17 protein-coding genes and 2 pseudogenes are annotated in these 16,110 nt (G+C 68.9%); 16 read left to right on the forward strand and 3 right to left on the reverse strand.

Features of this window, described 5'->3' with window-relative positions; all coding sequences use genetic code 11:
- Positions 1-26: 26 nt before the first annotated feature.
- Both HYG95_RS05690 and HYG95_RS05695 read right to left on the reverse strand, forming a co-directional pair.
- Complete coding sequence (locus tag HYG95_RS05690; protein WP_181696934.1) at positions 27-1,517, reverse strand: carboxylesterase/lipase family protein; 1,491 nt, start codon at positions 1,515-1,517, stop codon at positions 27-29.
- Between the two features lie 56 nt (positions 1,518-1,573).
- Positions 1,574-2,269, reverse strand: coding sequence for a maleylpyruvate isomerase family mycothiol-dependent enzyme (locus HYG95_RS05695; RefSeq protein WP_181696935.1), 696 nt, complete (start codon positions 2,267-2,269; stop codon positions 1,574-1,576).
- A gap of 154 nt (positions 2,270-2,423) precedes the next feature.
- On the opposite strand from HYG95_RS05695, the gene HYG95_RS05700 reads away from it, so the two are divergent.
- The 5 genes from HYG95_RS05700 (at position 2,424) to HYG95_RS05720 (ending at position 6,137) form a co-directional block, all read left to right on the forward strand.
- On the forward strand, positions 2,424-2,600 hold the full coding sequence (locus HYG95_RS05700; protein WP_166655713.1) for a hypothetical protein: 177 nt from the start codon (positions 2,424-2,426) through the stop codon (positions 2,598-2,600).
- 16 nt (positions 2,601-2,616) lie between these two features.
- The gene (locus tag HYG95_RS05705; RefSeq protein WP_181696936.1) at positions 2,617-3,327 is read left to right on the forward strand and encodes a PIG-L deacetylase family protein; all 711 of its coding nucleotides are present in this window, start codon (positions 2,617-2,619) and stop codon (positions 3,325-3,327) included.
- A gap of 131 nt (positions 3,328-3,458) precedes the next feature.
- Positions 3,459-4,613 (forward strand): glycosyltransferase, encoded by a 1,155-nt coding sequence (locus HYG95_RS05710; RefSeq protein ID WP_181696937.1) that lies wholly within the window; start codon positions 3,459-3,461, stop codon positions 4,611-4,613.
- Positions 4,614-4,711: 98 nt separating this feature from the next.
- A complete protein-coding gene (locus tag HYG95_RS05715; RefSeq protein WP_181696938.1) occupies positions 4,712-4,903 on the forward strand; it encodes a DUF3046 domain-containing protein in 192 nt (63 codons plus the stop codon).
- Positions 4,904-4,910: 7 nt separating this feature from the next.
- Positions 4,911-6,137, forward strand: a complete 1,227-nt coding sequence (locus tag HYG95_RS05720) for a phosphotransferase (RefSeq protein ID WP_181696939.1) — start codon at positions 4,911-4,913, stop codon at positions 6,135-6,137.
- Positions 6,138-6,141: 4 nt separating this feature from the next.
- Here HYG95_RS05720 and HYG95_RS05725 read toward each other — a convergent pair whose 3' ends face one another.
- Positions 6,142-6,657, reverse strand: coding sequence for a CGNR zinc finger domain-containing protein (locus HYG95_RS05725; protein ID WP_181696940.1), 516 nt, complete (start codon positions 6,655-6,657; stop codon positions 6,142-6,144).
- Between the two features lie 126 nt (positions 6,658-6,783).
- Between HYG95_RS05725 and HYG95_RS05730 the strand changes: the two genes are divergently transcribed.
- The 11 genes and pseudogenes from HYG95_RS05730 (at position 6,784) to HYG95_RS05775 (ending at position 16,108) form a co-directional block, all read left to right on the forward strand.
- On the forward strand, positions 6,784-7,245 hold the full coding sequence (locus HYG95_RS05730) for a VOC family protein (RefSeq protein WP_181696941.1): 462 nt from the start codon (positions 6,784-6,786) through the stop codon (positions 7,243-7,245).
- A gap of 9 nt (positions 7,246-7,254) precedes the next feature.
- A complete protein-coding gene (locus tag HYG95_RS05735) occupies positions 7,255-8,133 on the forward strand; it encodes a pyridoxamine 5'-phosphate oxidase family protein (RefSeq protein WP_181696942.1) in 879 nt (292 codons plus the stop codon).
- Positions 8,130-8,594, forward strand: coding sequence for a nuclear transport factor 2 family protein (locus HYG95_RS05740; protein WP_181696943.1), 465 nt, complete (start codon positions 8,130-8,132; stop codon positions 8,592-8,594). Before HYG95_RS05735 ends, HYG95_RS05740 begins: the two co-directional genes overlap by 4 nt.
- Positions 8,595-8,734: 140 nt before the next feature.
- A complete protein-coding gene (recA, locus tag HYG95_RS05745) occupies positions 8,735-9,772 on the forward strand; it encodes a recombinase RecA (RefSeq protein ID WP_181696944.1) in 1,038 nt (345 codons plus the stop codon).
- Positions 9,773-10,193: 421 nt separating this feature from the next.
- A pseudogene (gene recX, locus HYG95_RS24670) lies at positions 10,194-10,736 on the forward strand (recombination regulator RecX); the annotation flags it as partial.
- A gap of 177 nt (positions 10,737-10,913) precedes the next feature.
- Positions 10,914-11,072 (forward strand): annotated as a pseudogene (locus HYG95_RS24675) (recombination regulator RecX); the annotation flags it as partial.
- Positions 11,073-11,479: 407 nt separating this feature from the next.
- On the forward strand, positions 11,480-12,130 hold the full coding sequence (locus HYG95_RS05755) for an ABC transporter permease (protein WP_067636695.1): 651 nt from the start codon (positions 11,480-11,482) through the stop codon (positions 12,128-12,130).
- Positions 12,123-13,292 (forward strand): ATP-binding cassette domain-containing protein, encoded by a 1,170-nt coding sequence (locus HYG95_RS05760; RefSeq protein ID WP_181696945.1) that lies wholly within the window; start codon positions 12,123-12,125, stop codon positions 13,290-13,292. Before HYG95_RS05755 ends, HYG95_RS05760 begins: the two co-directional genes overlap by 8 nt.
- A gap of 70 nt (positions 13,293-13,362) precedes the next feature.
- Complete coding sequence (locus HYG95_RS05765) at positions 13,363-14,166, forward strand: ABC transporter permease (protein ID WP_181696946.1); 804 nt, start codon at positions 13,363-13,365, stop codon at positions 14,164-14,166.
- Positions 14,163-15,140: a glycine betaine ABC transporter substrate-binding protein gene (locus tag HYG95_RS05770; RefSeq protein ID WP_181696947.1), complete on the forward strand. Its 978-nt coding sequence runs from the start codon at positions 14,163-14,165 to the stop codon at positions 15,138-15,140. The genes HYG95_RS05765 and HYG95_RS05770 overlap by 4 nt, the downstream gene beginning before the upstream one ends.
- Positions 15,141-15,247: 107 nt before the next feature.
- Entirely contained in the window at positions 15,248-16,108 is an 861-nt protein-coding gene (locus HYG95_RS05775; protein ID WP_181696948.1) for a 3-hydroxyacyl-CoA dehydrogenase, read from the forward strand.
- Positions 16,109-16,110: the final 2 nt, after the last annotated feature.

Genomic DNA, 16,110 nt, shown 5'->3' on the forward strand with positions numbered 1-16,110 from the left:
GACAGACCTGCCGAGCAGTCCGGTTCTCAGGAGCGAATCGCCTGACGGAGGGCGGCTAGCTCCTCGGCGCGCGGATTGTCGACCGTAGACGACGCGGGGTGGTCGAAGATGCGGACGTTCTTCTCTGCCGGAGTGAACGCCGACCAGCCCGTGCTGCCATGTGTGGCGAAAGAGACCCAGGCTGCGTGGATTTCGTCGGCCAGCGGCTGCGGCGGGGTCGGCCCGGTGAGGGTGTGGGCGTTGTCCACGGCGTCGAAGACGAACGGGACTTCCAGCACATGGCAGGCGCCGAGGCCGGGCAGTGCTGTGGGCCAAGCGAACTCGTAGACGTAGGTCGCCGCGGTGGCGGCATTGGTTTCGGCGAGGTCCATGGTGCCCGCGCGGAAACACCAGTCGGTGAGGATCGCGTTGAAGATCTCGGCCGGTGCGGCATCGGGGCGTTGCCGCGAATAGGTGTGTGCCACCGACGGATCGATGCCGTAGCGGGCCAGCACGAACGGCAAGCTGTCGGCATCGACGCCCGCGGCGATACCGGTGGGAACCGTGAAGAAGCGGAACTCGTCGGCGGTGGTGCCCGCGATGAGCGGAACCCGGCGTTGTGGGTTGGCCGCGAGTACCTCGGTGGGGGTGCCCTCGACGACATCCCCGTCGACCACCGGGAACAGGCTCATGATGCCGAGGCCGCGCTCGACCACCGAGGTGCCCCACCGTTGGGGGTCGGGGTCGGTCATCAGCGCGAGCGCGACGGCGTTCTGCGCCGAGCACAAGTCGGCCGGACCGAGTGCACCGAAATCCGCCGCGGTGGGTGTGATTCCGAGGTGTCCGGCCAGCGCGGCCGAAACCAGGCGCGCGTCGTCGGCTTCGGCGGCGACGGATCCGTTGCCGCTCTGCACGATCGCCCGGCGGAACAGTCCCGCCGACTGCGGCGCCGCCATCAGCGCGGCCACACTCATACCGCCCGCGGACTCCCCGAAGATCGTCACATTGTCCGGGTCGCCACCGAACGCCGCGATGTTCTCCCGCACCCAGCGCAGCGCGCAGAGCTGGTCGTGCAGGCCACGATTCGACGGCGCGCCGTCGAGCTCCGCGAATCCGGAGATCCCCAGGCGGTAGTTGATCGACACCATGACCACTCCGTCGCGCGCGAACGCGGTGCCGTCGTAGATCCGGCGGGCATTGGACCCGCGCACGAACGCGCCGCCATGAATCCACACCAGCACCGGCAGGCCCGCACCGCCCACATCGGGTGTCCAGACGTTCACATTGAGGTAGTCGTCGCCGGGGATGCCGTCGCTGCCGATCAGGGCGTGGATAGGCGCGGGATACGGCGACTGCGCGCACGTCGGGCCCATACTCGTCGCCTCGCGCACGCCCTCCCAGCGCTCCACCGGTTCGGGCAACCGGAACCGTCGCGGCCCCACCGGCGCCGCCGCGTACGGCACACCGAGGAACCGGGTGACGCCGCCTTCGGTCGTGCCCCGAATCGCGCCGCCGGTAATCGTGACGATCGGTTCCATCGGTCCTCCTCGCAGTCGAACCCGATTATGGACGCTTGTCCGGTTCGGCGGGGCGCTTATGGAACCAAGGGCCCGGCGAGGACGCGCAGCCCGGCGGCACGGTCGCCGTCCCAGCGCAGACCCTGATCGTCGGGCGGGATGCGAGCCCACAGCGCGAGCAGCAGATCCGACGCCGTACCCGCCAGCTCGGCCACCGGTTCGCCGGGACCGTAGGTCCAGCAGCGATCGGTGTCGGTGGTGCGAACGCGCAGCGCCACCTCCGGTTCGGTGGCCAGGCCGCGGTGGACCATCCGGGGTGCGAACAGCTCGAAGACCTCATCGATGCCGTCCTCGGCGATCGCCCGCTCGAACGGCTCGGCCTTCCCGAGCGCGTGCTGACCGTCCCACCGGTGCATCAGCGTCTCGTGGGCGCGGCGACGGCGCCAGAAGCCGACCGTGCGCGGCATGGCACGGGTGAAGGTCCACGCTTCCTGTTCGGGATCGGCCGACAAAGTCGCGGCGAGGGCGTCGGCGGACTCGTCGTACCACTTGCGCAGGGCCGCAGGATCTTTCGGCGCCGGCCGGCCGTCGTCGTCGCCACGAAGCTCGGTGACGGCGGTGACCACCCACTGATTGCCTCGGCCCAGGTGATCGACCAGATCGTAGAAGGTCCAGTCGCCGCAGGTCGTAACGGGTGCACTGAGATCGACGTCGTCGGTGATCAGCTCGCCGAACGTGGTGAGTTCGGTACGCAGCAGAGCCAGGTAGTTCATGGATTCACGGTAGATGCAGACGGCGCGAGTCTCGGGGTGAACCCTGATCTCTACCCGGATATCCGTGCTGACCTGGTGATTTACGCCCACGGCGGTGGCAGCATCGAAGGTGTCGATCGCGGCTGTGCGGTCGCGGACACCGAGGAGTCACATCATGGTTTTCAAGGTCATCGGCATCGTCGTCGTAGCGGTCATCGCGTTCTGGATCATCGGGGCCATCCTCGAGGCGGTGCTGCCGATTCTGGTGCTCGCCGCGATCGGCACCGGGCTGTACCTGCTGTACAAGGCGGTGACGGGGTCGGGCGACAAGACGCCGGTCAGCAAGATCTAGCCCTAGCATGGGCGGGGTGGAACAGCTACCCGAGGATTGGCAGCGCGGACTGGTGATCGTCGCGCATCCGGACGACATCGAATACGGCGCGGCGGCAGCGGTCGCGCGATGGACGAAGCAGGGCAAGGACATTCGCTATCTGCTGGTCACCCGAGGCGAGGCCGGGATCGCGGGTGTGCCGCCCGCGCAGGCGGCGCCGTTGCGGGAGTCCGAGGAGATCGCGGGCGCCCGCGAAGTGGGTGTGCACACCGTGGAATTCCTCGACTACCCCGACGGGCGCATCGAGGAGGGGTTGCCGCTGCGCCGCGACCTGGCCGCCGCGATCCGCAGGCACCGCCCCGAGATGGTCGTGCTGTTCAATTTCGGCGACACCTGGGCGCCCGGCTTCGTGAACAGTGCCGATCACCGGGCCGTCGGCCGCTCGGCGATGGACGCGATCTCCGACGCGGGCAACGAATGGATCTTCCCCGAGATCGCCGATCTGGCACCGTGGTCCGCGCGCTGGGCCGCCGTCGTCGGCCCGGTCGCCACCCACGCGGTGGACGTGAGTGATCAGCTGGACAAGGCACGGGCCAGCCTGGCCGCGCATCGGCGCTATCTGCAGGTGCTGAGCCCGGCCCCGGTGGAAGAACAGGTCGACGAGATCGTGGCGATGGCAACGGGTCCCAAGGACGGCTTTCCCGCCGCGCACGCAGTCGGTTTCGAGCTGTTCACCTTCGCAGGCTGAGCGCACGCCGGACTCGGTGACGCCACCCGATTGTCTTGGGCGCGTGGGCGGGTCGGCCCGGCATCGGCCGATGTGGGCCGTGTCGACGGGGTCACGACCGTGCGTCCTGCGGATATGGCATGGTGAGGCGCATGCGAGTAGCTGTGGTAGCCGGGCCCGACCCAGGGCATGCGTTTCCCGCGATCGCGTTGTGTCTGCGGTTGCTGGACGCCGGAGACGAGCCGGTGTTGTTCACCGGTCCCCGGTGGCTCGATGCGGCGCGGGCCGCGGGCATCGGTGTGCGCAAACTCAAAGGGCTCGCGCCGCGCCCGGCCGACGACGACACCGACGCGGGTGCCCGCATCCACGAACGCGCCGCCTACATCGCCACCGAGAACCTGCCCGAACTCGGTGCCATGCTGCCCGACCTGGTCGTCTCCGATGTGCTCACCGCCGGGGGCGGTCTCGCGGCCGAACGCCTCGGCGTGCCATGGGTGGAGCTGTCACCGCACCCGCTGTACCTTCCGTCGAAAGGTCTGCCGCCGATCGGGAGTGGCCTGGCACCGGGCGAGGGAGTGCGCGGCCGGTTGCGCGACACCGTGCTGCGCACCATGACCGACCGCGCGGTGCGGGCCGGTGAGCGGCAGCGTTCGGCGGCGCGGGTGAAAATCGGGCTGCCCGCCGAGGACCCGGGCCCCGCCGCCCGCCTCATCGCCACGCTGCCCGCCCTCGAGCTCCCACGACCCGATTGGCCCGCCGACACCTACGTCGTCGGCCCGCTGCTCTGGGAACCCACTGATGCCGTGCTCGAACTGCCACCCGGCGACGAACCACTGGTGATGGTCGCCCCGTCCACCGCCCACACCGGGGTGGCGGGCATGGCCGAGACGGTGCTCGACGGCCTGTCCGGACTCGGTGTGCGCGCAGCGGTTTCGATGCTCGACACCCCACCGGCAGACCTGCCCGCCTGGGCGACGGCAGGTCTGGGCCGCCAGGACGAGCTGCTCACCCACGCCGCGGTGGTCGTCGGTGGGGGCGGGCACGGGTTGCTCGCGAAATCACTCTCCGCCGGGGTGCCGGTGGTGACCGTGCCCGGCGGCGGCGACCAGTGGGAGTTGGCCAATCGTGCGGTGCGCCAGGGTAGTTCGCTGCTGATCCGGCCGCTCACCCCGGACGCCGTCGCCGCGGCCGTGCGGCAGGTCCTCGACGACAAGGCGTTCGCCGCCGCCGCGCGCCGGGCCGCGGACGGCCTGGACGAGGTCGCCGACCCGGTCGAGATCTGTCATCGCATCGGGGCCACGGTCTGAGGAACCTGCCGGCCTCGCAACGGCCGCGTCCTCGGTTGACCCGTGGCACTGGACCGGCGTCCTGACAGGTGCGCGACAGCGCGAGTATCTTGGGCAAGGTGCGGTTGACCGAATTCCAGGAGCTGATGCACACCGAGTTCGGCGTTGCGCGCGCCGACGCCATGCTGGCCGATCACGTCATTCCGGCCTTCGGGATGACCGGTGCGGCCGCGATCGACGCGGGAGTCGACCCGCGCGAGGTGTGGCGGGCGCTGTGTGCCGACTTCGACGTCCCCAGAAACCGGTGGTGACCAGACTATGTCCGTGACAGCGCAGAACTCGTCGGCACGTCCTTACCGGTTCGACGAACGATTGCGGATGATCCCGGTCGACGCCGAATCCCTCGCCGCCCGTGTCGCCGCCGCCGACCCGCACGACTTCGGTGGATTGCGCAGGCTCGGCATCGCGCTGATGCTGCTCGGGCGCTATGACGAGGCGCTCGACCGCCTGGATCAGGCCCTCGAGCTGGCCGATACCGAGCGCCGTCGCATCACCGTGTGGATCAATCTGGCCGATGTGTACCGCTATCAGGGTGAACCCGGTCGCGCCGAGATCCTGTACCGCCGGGCGCTGGACGCCAGCCGCGCCCTCGACCCCGAACTGGTCTCCTTCGCGGCCCATCACCTGGGCAAATCGCTGGCCGAACAGCACCGGCCCGACGAAGCGCGCGAGCTGCTCAACGAGGCGATGCGGTTGCGGGTGGCCGACGGTGACTCCGAGCTGATCGAGTCCACCAGGGCTGCGCTCGACCACCTCGACGAGCTGGCTCTGCCCTTGCCGCCCGAGGTGATCGCCTTGGTCGGACCGCTTGCCGATTGGTCCGACGAGCACGAGGGCCGCGGCGGCAATGTGCTGCGGGCGGGGGAGTACTGGATCAAACGCGGCCCGCGCGCCGTCGCCGAACACGAGCGCCTGATCTGGTTGCGCGGCAAGGGCATCGCCGTTCCCGAGGTGGCGGCGTTCGCCGAGGACGTGCTGGTTCTCGCGGACGTGGGCGGTGGTTCGGTGTCGTCGCAGGCACTCGACCCGGTCGCCGCCGGGACGCTGCTCGGTTCGCGGCTGCGTGCCCTGCACGACCTGCCGGTAGCGGACTGCCCGTTCGACGCCGGGCTCGACGTCACCCTCGCGCGGGCGCACCGCAATGTCGTCGAGGGGTTCGTCGACGCCGACGATTTCGACCCCGATCACCGCGATCGGACACCGGCCGAGCTGCTCGCGGAACTGGTCCGCCGTCGCCCGGCGAGCGAGGACCTCGTCGTCGCGCACGGCGATTTCACCCCGGGCAATGTGCTGGCCGGTGGTGTGCTGATCGACGTCGCCGAGCTCGGCCGCGCCGACCGCTACCGCGACCTCGCCCTGGCCGAACGCGACCTCGGCGAGGATTTCGGTGCCGACGCGGTGACGGCGTTCCGCGCGGCCTACGGCCTGACCGAACCCGAGGCGGACAAACTCGACTACTACCGCCTGCTCGACGAGTTGTTCTGAACGCTCACCCGCTCTTGGCGTAGTGGCGGGCGGCCTTGGCGCGGTTGCCGCAGGTCGCCATGGAGTGCCAGCGGCGGGTGCCGTTCTTGGACGTGTCGTAGAAGAAGAGCACGCAGTCGGGGTGGGCGCACTGGCGGATCCGTTGCGGCGCTTCGCCGATCAGTCGCAGCAGGTTGTCGGCGGCGAGCCAGCCGGGTAGCCAGGCGGGGTCGGCCACTTCGGGGATGTCGCGTGGGCCGTCGTCGGTGAGTTCGCGGCGAATGCGGCCCTGGTCGAGAACCCGGTTGAGGGCGGTGTGGTCGGCGCGCGTGACCGCGTCGTGTACGGCGTCGCGCGCGGTGTGCAGCGCGGTGAGGGTGTGCTCGTCGGCGGGTACCCGGTCGGTCAGGTCGAGCAGGGCCAGCCAGGTGCGCAACCCGTCGAGATCGGCCAGCAGATCGCCGGGTTCGGCGCCTGCCCATCGGGTGTTGAGCAGGTCCAGAGCAGGTGGTTCGCCGGTGTGCGGACGGGGATCGCGCATGTCTGAGGCTATCAACTCGCGCTCCTAACCATCAAAAAGTATTTCAGGGGTTGACGGCGGCGCTCTGTCACCCTATGTTCTAACCATCAAAACAATCATAGATAGTTACCCATTCCTGGAGGACTCATGACCGCCGTCACCGCTCCCGTGCTCACCACCGGCCACATCGGGCTCAATGTCACCGACCTCGACCGCTCCGCGGAGTTCTATCGCCGTGGTCTCGGCTTCGAGGAACTCGGCAGCGGCGCCGACGGTGCACGCCGCTGGGCCTTCCTCGGTATCGACGGCGTGCTGATGCTCACGCTGTGGCAGCAGAGCACCGGCGAATTCGCCACCGGCGCACCGGGACTGCATCACCTCGCCTTCCAGGTAGCCGACCTCGACTCGGTGCGCGCCGTCGAGTCGGCGCTGCGGGGGCTCGCCACGGAGTTCTTCCACGAAGGAGTGGTAGCTCACGGTGAGGGCGCGTCATCGGGCGGGATCTTCTTCGCCGACCCCGACGGTATCCGGCTCGAGGTGTACGCCCCGGCCGGCGCCGAAGCCGCACCCGCCCCCGCGGGTAGCGCACCGACCTGCGGCTTCTTCTGAGGAGTCGTCATGTTCCATCCGGGTGAGCTGGCCGTGCAGCAACGCCTCGGCCAGGCCGGGATCGCCGAACGCGTCGGGCGTTCGATCCGCACCGGAATCCCGGCCGTCGCCGCGGACTTCCTCGCCGAGCAGCCGATGGTCGTCCTCGCGGCGGCCGACGCGGCGGGGCGACTGTGGGCCAGCCCGCTCACCGGACCCGCCGGATTCGTGCACGCGATCGACGACACCACCATCGACATCGCCGCGCTACCCGGTGACGACGACCCCCTGTCCGGCGCGCTGACCGGCGATATCGCGGTCGGGATGATCGCCGTGCAGGCGCAGCGGCGGCGCCGGATGCGCGTGAACGGGACCGCGACGCCACTACCCGGTGGCGTACGGATCACCACCGAACAGGTGTACGCGAACTGCCCGAAATACATCTCCCGCCGAGAGATCCGCGCTGTGTCGGCCGGGCAAGCCGGTCCGGCGCGGCGCGGCACGGAACTCACCGCGGAGCAGGGGGCGATGATCGCCGCCGCCGACACCTTCTTCGTCGCCACCGCCGACGCCGACGGGCACGCCGATGCCTCCCACCGTGGCGGCAACCCCGGCTTCCTCGAGCTGCTGTCGCCGACCCGGCTGCGCTGGCCGGACTATCGCGGCAACTCGATGTTCATGACCCTCGGCAACCTCGCCATCCACCCGCGGTGCGGTTTACTGATCGCCGACTGGTCGACCGGTGCGCTGCTGCAACTCACCGGCCGGGCCGAAATCATCTGGGACACCGCCGATCTCACCACCGGTGCACAATGCGCCGTCGACTACACCGTCGAGCAAGTGATCGAACGCCCCGGCGCGCTACCGCTGCGCTTCGGCGCACCCGAACTGTCACCGCACAACCCATGAAAGGCGACACCGTGCGACCACCGCTGCCTCCCTTCGACCTCGACTCCGCGCGCGCCAAGGTGCGCGCTGCCGAAAACGCCTGGAACACCCGCGATCCCGAGCGGGTCGCCGCCGCCTACACCGAGGATTCGGTGTGGCGCAACCGCGACGAGTTCTTCACCGGCCACGCCGCGATCGTCGAGTTCCTCACCCGCAAATGGGCTACCGAGAACGGCTACGCCCTGCGCAAGGACCTGTGGGCCTTCCACGACAACCGCATCGCCGTGCGCTTCCAGTACGAATGGCACGACGACACCGGACAGTGGTGGCGCAGCTACGGCAACGAACAGTGGGAGTTCGCGCCCGACGGGCGGATGGCCCGGCGCGAGGCGAGCATCAACGATGTGCGCATCGAACAGTCGCAACGGCGGATCCTCGGGCCGCGTGCCGAGGGCGACGAATCGGTGCTGCCGCAGCACTGACGACGGTCGTGGCGTGTTTGCGGGCGCGTCGCTTGACTCGAAAGAGTGTTCGACTAATCTTGGCGACAGAACTTGTCGGTGCCGCCCTCTACTGTGGGCGCCAACCAGAGAGACACTCACCTCGAGAAGGGGACCACATCATGGCACCGCAGGCCTACGATCGCGACAAAGCGCTGGAACTGGCGCTGGCTCAGGTGGAGAAGAGCTTCGGCAAGGGCGCGGTCATGCGCCTGGGCGAAGAGGCCCGCCAGCCCATCTCCGTCATCCCGACCGGTTCCATCGCCCTCGACGTCGCGCTCGGGATCGGCGGGTTGCCGCGCGGTCGCGTCGTCGAGATCTACGGCCCGGAATCCTCGGGTAAGACCACCGTCGCGCTGCACGCGGTGGCCAATGCCCAGGCCGCGGGCGGTGTCGCCGCCTTCATCGACGCCGAGCACGCGCTCGATCCCGACTACGCCCGCAAGCTGGGCGTCGACACCGACGCCCTGCTCGTCTCCCAGCCCGACACCGGTGAGCAGGCCCTCGAGATCGCCGACATGCTCGTGCGCTCGGGTGCCATCGACATCATCGTCATCGACTCGGTCGCGGCCCTGGTGCCGCGCGCCGAGATCGAGGGCGAGATGGGCGACAGCCACGTCGGCCTGCAGGCCCGCCTGATGAGCCAGGCGCTGCGCAAGATGACCGGCGCGCTGAGCACGTCGGGCACCACCGCCATCTTCATCAACCAGCTGCGCGAGAAGATCGGCGTGATGTTCGGCTCGCCCGAGACCACCACCGGTGGTAAGGCGCTCAAGTTCTACGCCTCGGTGCGCCTGGACGTGCGCCGTATCGAAACCCTCAAGGACGGCAGCGACGCGGTCGGTAACCGCACCCGCGTGAAGGTCGTCAAGAACAAGGTGAGCCCGCCGTTCAAGCAGGCCGAGTTCGACATCCTCTACGGGCACGGCATCTCCAAGGAGGGCTCGCTCATCGACATGGGTGTCGAGCACGGCTTCATCCGCAAGTCCGGCTCCTGGTACACCTACGAGGGCGACCAGCTGGGCCAGGGCAAGGAGAACGCCCGCAAGTTCCTGCTGGAGAACACCGATGTGCGCGACGAGATCGAGAAGAAGATCAAGGAAAAGCTCGGCATCGGCGCGGATCTGACCGCCGAGGCCGACGCACCCGCCGACTTCTGAGCCGATGCGCACGCCGAACCCCGGCCGCGCACGCCGCGACCCGGCCGATCCGGTCGAGGACATGCGACGTCAGCTGGCTCGCCTCGGTATCGAGGTGCAACCGCAGTCGCTGACGTCGGAGGTGACGCGCGAACCGGGGTCGGCAACCGAACTCGCCCCGGCGGCTCGTGCCGAACGAGTCGCCTCGGGCGCGAAGGGAATTCGGTCGGGTGCGGGCGATCCGCAGCGCGCGCACCCGACCGGATTCACCGATGAACACAATCGGACCGATTCCGCCCCGCGAACCGGTGTTGATCATGAAGAGTGGGGGAGCGGGGCGGCGACGCCCCGCCGCGCCCGGCGTTCTCGCCGATCCACGCGGCGCGACACAGACTCCCTGTCGACCGTCGTCGGTGGTGACGACGGGCGGCAGGTGGATCCGGTGGCGGCCGGATCCCCACCGGGAGAGCCCGAGCGGCGAGCCGGCACACGCCGGCTCGCCCCGGGTGACCGGCCCGGAGCCACCGTGGAACAAGCCAAGGACGCCTGCCTGCGGTTGCTGGCCGTGCGGGCCCGCAGCCGCGCCGAACTGGAGAAACGGCTCGGCGAGAAGGGTTTCCGGCTCGAGGTCACCGCAGCGGCCATCGACCGGCTCACCGAAGTCGGTCTCATCGACGACAGCTCCTTCGCCGAACAGTGGGTACACGCCCGCCACACCTACTCCGGCAAGGGGAAGAAAGCCCTGCAGCGTGAACTGCGCGACAAAGGAGTAGCACCCATCGACGCCGAACAGGCTTTGTCGATGGTCTCCGACGACGCCGAACGTGACCGCGCCACTGATCTGGTCCGCCGCAAACTGCGTACCCTGCCCCGAGAACTGGACCGCGACAAGGCGGTTCGCCGTCTCGTCGGCATGCTGGCCCGCCGAGGCTACGACCAGTCCACCGCTTTCGCTGTCGTCACCACGGAACTCGATGCCGCAGGTTTCGCCCGAACCTCGGCCACCGGCCCCGGTGAGAGGGTGAACCACGACGGCGCCGAGCAGCCAGACACCGACGACGGCCACGCTCGGCAGGCCCGGGCCGACATCGCTCGAGGGCCCTCCCGTGACACTGCGGCACCCGCACGCCGCACCCGTCCGGAGCCGGGCGACGACGAGGCCGCCGCCGAACTGGTCCGCCGCAAACTCCGCACCACACCACCGGACCTCGACCGAACCAAACTCACCCGCCGCCTCGTCGACATGCTCGCCCGCCGCGGCTACAACCCCTCCACCGCCTACGCCGTGGTGAAAGCGGAACTGGCCGAAGCGGGTCGATGACTCGAGCGACTGGTCGACCGCGCGATCTGTTGGCCTGCTGCGGGCTACATCCCTTCCACCGCCTATGCCGTGGTGAATGCGGAACTGGCCGAAGCGGGGTCGGAAACTCGGTCTGCGTGACCGCGTGCCCATGCGGAACTGGCCGCTACGAACTGCCCGAAGCGGGCGCGACTCCGCCATGGGATGTGGATCCGGCCGCCCGGGTCGGGGATCGGTGGGGGCGCCGGAACGGCCACGGGTGTCGGGGTGGGGCGTTAGCATGAGGCGGAAGTGAAACGCGGGTCCGCGCAGGTGGATTCGGGTGCTTGGACGGCTGTGGGTGTGTGACGGGTTGTTTCACCCGGCTTGTGGGTGGGCATCTTGGGGCAGGGCCCGTTGGGCCGCCGGACGATGGGGAGGTGGGGATCCTGGACGCACTGTGGTCGTTCGTGGTGAACCGGCGTGAGCAGTTGCTGGTCGATTCGTATCTGCACGTGTCGGCGGTGGTGCAGTCCCTGCTGCTGGCGACGGTGATCGCTGTGCTCGTGGGGATCCTGGTCTACCGGAGTCCGCTCGGATCGGCGGCGGCGACCGCGACGGCGGGCGCGATCCTGACCGTGCCGTCGTTCGCTTTGCTCGGGCTGCTGATCCCGTTCCTCGGACTCGGTGTGGCACCGACCATCGTCGCGCTGGTCCTCTACGCGCTGCTGCCGATTCTGCGCAACACCGTGCTCGGGTTGTCCACCGTCGACCCGGCCGCCGTCGATGCCGCGCGTGGCGTCGGGATGGGCCGGTGGCAGTTGCTCACCAGGATCGAACTGCCGCTGGCGTGGCCGTCGATCCTCACCGGGATGCGGGTGAGCGCCCAGATGATCATGGGCATCCTCGCGCTAGCGGCCTACGCGAAAGGCCCGGGGCTCGGCAACCTGATCTTCTCCGGGCTCGCGCGCCTCGGCAGTCCCAACGCCGTGCCGCAGGCGCTCACCGGCACCATCCTCATCGTCGTGCTCGCACTCGCGCTCGACGGCGTCCTGGTTCTGCTCGGACGGTTCACCATCTCGAGGGGTATTCGTGACTGACACCAGCACCGCCGAAACCGGCGCCGCCACCGCCGTTTCCGGGGTGGAGATCGTCCTGGACCGGGTGACCAAACGGTATCCGGAGCAGCCGGACCCCGCGGTCGAAGAGGTGAGCATGACGATCCCCGCCGGGGAGATCGTCGTACTCGTCGGCCCGTCCGGCTGTGGCAAGACCACAACCATGCGGATGATCAACCGCCTCATCGAACCGACCTCGGGCACCATCACCATCGGTGGCCGCGACGCGCTCGCCATCGACGCCGACGAATTGCGCCGTGGCATCGGCTATTCCATCCAGCAGGCCGGGCTCTTCCCACACATGACGGTCGCCAAGAACATCGCGACGGTGCCGGGACTGCTCGGCTGGGACCGGCGCCGCGCCGCCGCCCGCACCGACGAAATGCTCGACCTCGTGGGCCTCGATCCCGACACCTATCGCCACCGCTACCCGCGCCAGCTCTCCGGCGGCCAGCAGCAGCGCGTCGGAGTCGCACGGGCGTTGGCGGCCGACCCACCGGTACTGCTGATGGACGAACCGTTCGGCGCCGTCGACCCCATCACCCGCGCACTGCTGCAGGACGAATTGCTGCGCTTGCAGGGCGAACTCGGCAAGACCATCGTTTTCGTCACCCACGATTTCGGTGAGGCGGTGAAACTGGGCGACCGTATCGCGGTGCTCGGCGACCGCTCCCGCATCCTGCAGTACGACACCCCCGCCGCGATCCTGGCCGCCCCCGCCGACGACACCGTCGCGGGGTTCGTCGGCGCCACCGCGACCATCGACCGCCTGGGGCTCGCGGTCCTCGCCGACCTGGATCTCGACCAGGGCGTCGCCGTCACCGAGGACACCGACCCCACGGCACTGACCACCGCACTGCACGAGGCGGACCGTCCCTGGGGGATCGTCCTGGACTCCCGACGGCGACCACTTCGCCGGGTCTCCAGAGACGAACTCGCACAAGCGGACTCCCTGACCACCGCAGGAACCTCGATCGGTGCGACCCTCCCCGCCGACGCCACCCTCCAAGACGCCCTCGCCGCCCTCCTCACCGAACGCACTGCCTCGGCGATCGTGCTCGACGCGAGCGGCGGTTACGCCGGTATCGTCACCGTAGACACCCTCATCGACCACCTGGCCACGTCCGCGAAGGCGTCGTCATGATGCCCGACCAGCAGAATTCCCAACCCGACCACCGATCGACTCGAACTTTCGTCGCGGAACGGGTGGGCTCATGGTGACCGCTACTCCCTCGACTCGTCCGGTCGTCGACCTCCCCGCCGCCGCGTCCGCACCGGCGACCCAGCGGCGTGCCGAACTCCTGCGGTTGCTCGCCCAACCGGTGATCGTGCTGATCCTCACCGTCGGTGTGCTGGTGTGGGCCTTCCGTCGTGAACTCACGACTATTCAGCAGGCCAGTATCAGTGCGGGCAATATCGCCGAGGTCACCTGGCAGCACGTGCTCATCACGGCGGCCGTGGTCGCGATCGTCGTCGTGATCGCGGTGCCGCTCGGCACGCTGCTCACCCGGCGCCGGTTCCGCCGTCTCGCACCGTTTTTCGTCGGGATCGCCAATATCGGGGCGGCGGCGCCCGCGATCGGTTTGATCGTGCTGTGCTACCTGCTCACCCGGACCACCGGGTTCTGGGTGGGTGTAGCGCCGATCGCGTTCTGTTCGCTGCTGCCGGTGTTGCGCAACACGATCCTCGGCTATCAGCAGGTGGACCCGGCTGTCATCGACGCCGGTCGCGGCCAGGGTATGTCGGCCGTACAGGTGTTGCGGCGCATCGAGTTCCCGCTCGCCATTCCCTACGTCCTCGCCGGGTTGCGCACGTCGCTGGTGCTCGCCGTTGGTACCGCGACGCTGTCGTTCATGGTGAGCGCGGGCGGTCTCGGCATCCTCATCGACACCGGCTACAAACTGCGCGACACCGTCACCCTGACGGTCGGTGCGGTGCTCGCGGTGGCACTGGCCCTGTTCGTCGACTGGCTCGGCGCGCTGGCCGAACAGTTTCTCGGGCCGAGGGGGCTGCGGTGAGAAAGAGCAGATGGTTGCATGGGCTGATCCCGGTCCTCGCGGTGGTGCTCGCCGGATGCGGTCTGCAATCGGGCGGTTCGGTGCCGCTGCCGGTGGGCCCGGGCAGTATCACCCCGGTCCCGGAACTCGACGGTGTCGCGGTGACGGTGGGGTCCAAGGACTTCACCGAGGCCAACATCCTCGGCTACCTCATCGAATTCGCCCTTACCGCCGCAGGCGCGAACGTGCGTGACCTGACCAATATCCAGGGCTCCAACAGCCTGCGCGACGCGCAACTCAACGGCCAGATCGATATCGCCTACGACTACACCGGCACCGGCTGGATCAACTACCTCGGCAACGAGACCCCCGAACCCGACGAACGCAAACAGTTCGACCTCGTCCGCGACGCCGACCGCGCACAGCACGACATGGTGTGGGCGGCCATGGCACCGATGAACAACACCTACGCCCTGGTCACCAGCAGACGCACCGCCGAGGAGACCGGGGTCCGCACCCTGTCGGACTACGCGAAACTACTCGCCGCCGACCCGGCCGCGGCAGCCACCTGCGTGGGCACCGAGTTCAACGTCCGCCCCGACGGCTACCCGGGCCTGGCGCAGAAATACGGCATCGACGCGGGCAGAGCGCAGAAACAGATCGTGCAGGACGCCCTGGTCTACCAGGCCACCGCCGACGCGAAACAGTGCCGCTTCGGCTCCGTCGCCGCCACCGACGGTCGCATCCCCGCTCTCGACCTGGTGCTGCTCGAAGACGACAAGGGCTTCTTCCCCAAGTACAACGCGGCCCTGGTGATGTACGGCCCGTTCGCCGACGCCAACCCCCGCGTGGTCGACATCATGGCGCCGATCTCGGCCCGGCTCACCAACGAGGTCATCACCGAACTCAACCGCCAGGTCGACATCGACGGTCGCGAACCCGCCGACGTCGCCCGCGACTGGATGATCGCCGAAGGCCTCGTCACCGCCGGCTGACTTGCCCCGGCGCCCGGGCCGGACCACCTCCCCACGATGCCGACCGGCCGGGCCATGATGGACGGTGGCTACACACCGGCACACCGACATCGCTGGGAGGAACACGCATGACCATCGCATTCCGCAAGGTGACAGTTCTGGGAACCGGCGTCCTCGGTTCCCAGATCGCGTTCCAGACCGCTTTCCACGGCTTCGACGTGACGTCCTACGACATCGACGACAAGGCGATCACCGCCGCCCGCACCCGGTTCGACGAACTGGCGAAGACCTACCAGGCCGAAGTGGACGGAGCCGACACCGCCAAGACCGAGGCGACGGCCGCGGGCATCACGCTGACCACCGATCTGGCCGCCGCGGTCGCCGACGCCGACCTCGTCGTCGAGGCGGTGCCGGAGGTGCTGTCCATCAAACGCGACCTGTACACGAAACTGGGCACCCTCGCCCCGGAACGCACGGTCTTCGCGACGAACTCCTCGACCCTGTTGCCCAGCGACATGGCCGGTTTCACCGGGCGCGCCGACCGTTTCCTCGCCCTGCATTTCGCCAACCACGTGTGGAAGTTCAACACCGCCGAGGTGATGGGCACACCGGAAACCGACCCGGACGTGTTCGCCTCGGTCGTGAAGTTCGCCTCAGACATCGGCATGGTGCCCATCGAAGTGCACAAGGAGAAGGCGGGTTACGTGCTCAACTCACTGCTCGTCCCGTTCCTCAACGCGGGCATGGGGCTGGTCGCGGGCGGCTATGCCGAACCGAAGGCCGTGGACGAGACCTGGCGCATCGGTACCGGCGCACCGATGGGACCGATGCAGATCCTCGATATCGTCGGGCTCACCACGCCCTACAACATCCTGGCCAACGGCGGCCCGGAGGAGCAGAAGCTCGCCGACTGGCTGAAGCAGAACTACATCGACAAGGGCAAACTCGGCCTGTCGACCGGTGAGGGCTTCTACCGCTACACCGAATGACG

Origin of the sequence: Nocardia sp. GTS18, assembly GCF_013839555.1 — a bacterium.
Lineage (GTDB): Bacteria > Actinomycetota > Actinomycetes > Mycobacteriales > Mycobacteriaceae > Nocardia > Nocardia rosealba.

Coding starts and splice junctions, on each gene's coding strand:
- HYG95_RS05690 (WP_181696934.1), bottom strand. CDS start 1,517: ATGGAACCGATCGTCACGATTACCGGCGGCGCGATTCGGGGCACGACC.
- HYG95_RS05695 (WP_181696935.1), bottom strand. CDS start 2,269: ATGAACTACCTGGCTCTGCTGCGTACCGAACTCACCACGTTCGGCGAG.
- HYG95_RS05700 (WP_166655713.1), top strand. CDS start 2,424: ATGGTTTTCAAGGTCATCGGCATCGTCGTCGTAGCGGTCATCGCGTTC.
- HYG95_RS05710 (WP_181696937.1), top strand. CDS start 3,459: ATGCGAGTAGCTGTGGTAGCCGGGCCCGACCCAGGGCATGCGTTTCCC.
- HYG95_RS05720 (WP_181696939.1), top strand. CDS start 4,911: ATGTCCGTGACAGCGCAGAACTCGTCGGCACGTCCTTACCGGTTCGAC.
- HYG95_RS05725 (WP_181696940.1), bottom strand. CDS start 6,657: ATGCGCGATCCCCGTCCGCACACCGGCGAACCACCTGCTCTGGACCTG.
- HYG95_RS05730 (WP_181696941.1), top strand. CDS start 6,784: ATGACCGCCGTCACCGCTCCCGTGCTCACCACCGGCCACATCGGGCTC.
- HYG95_RS05735 (WP_181696942.1), top strand. CDS start 7,255: ATGTTCCATCCGGGTGAGCTGGCCGTGCAGCAACGCCTCGGCCAGGCC.
- HYG95_RS05740 (WP_181696943.1), top strand. CDS start 8,130: ATGAAAGGCGACACCGTGCGACCACCGCTGCCTCCCTTCGACCTCGAC.
- recA (WP_181696944.1), top strand. CDS start 8,735: ATGGCACCGCAGGCCTACGATCGCGACAAAGCGCTGGAACTGGCGCTG.
- HYG95_RS05765 (WP_181696946.1), top strand. CDS start 13,363: ATGGTGACCGCTACTCCCTCGACTCGTCCGGTCGTCGACCTCCCCGCC.
- HYG95_RS05775 (WP_181696948.1), top strand. CDS start 15,248: ATGACCATCGCATTCCGCAAGGTGACAGTTCTGGGAACCGGCGTCCTC.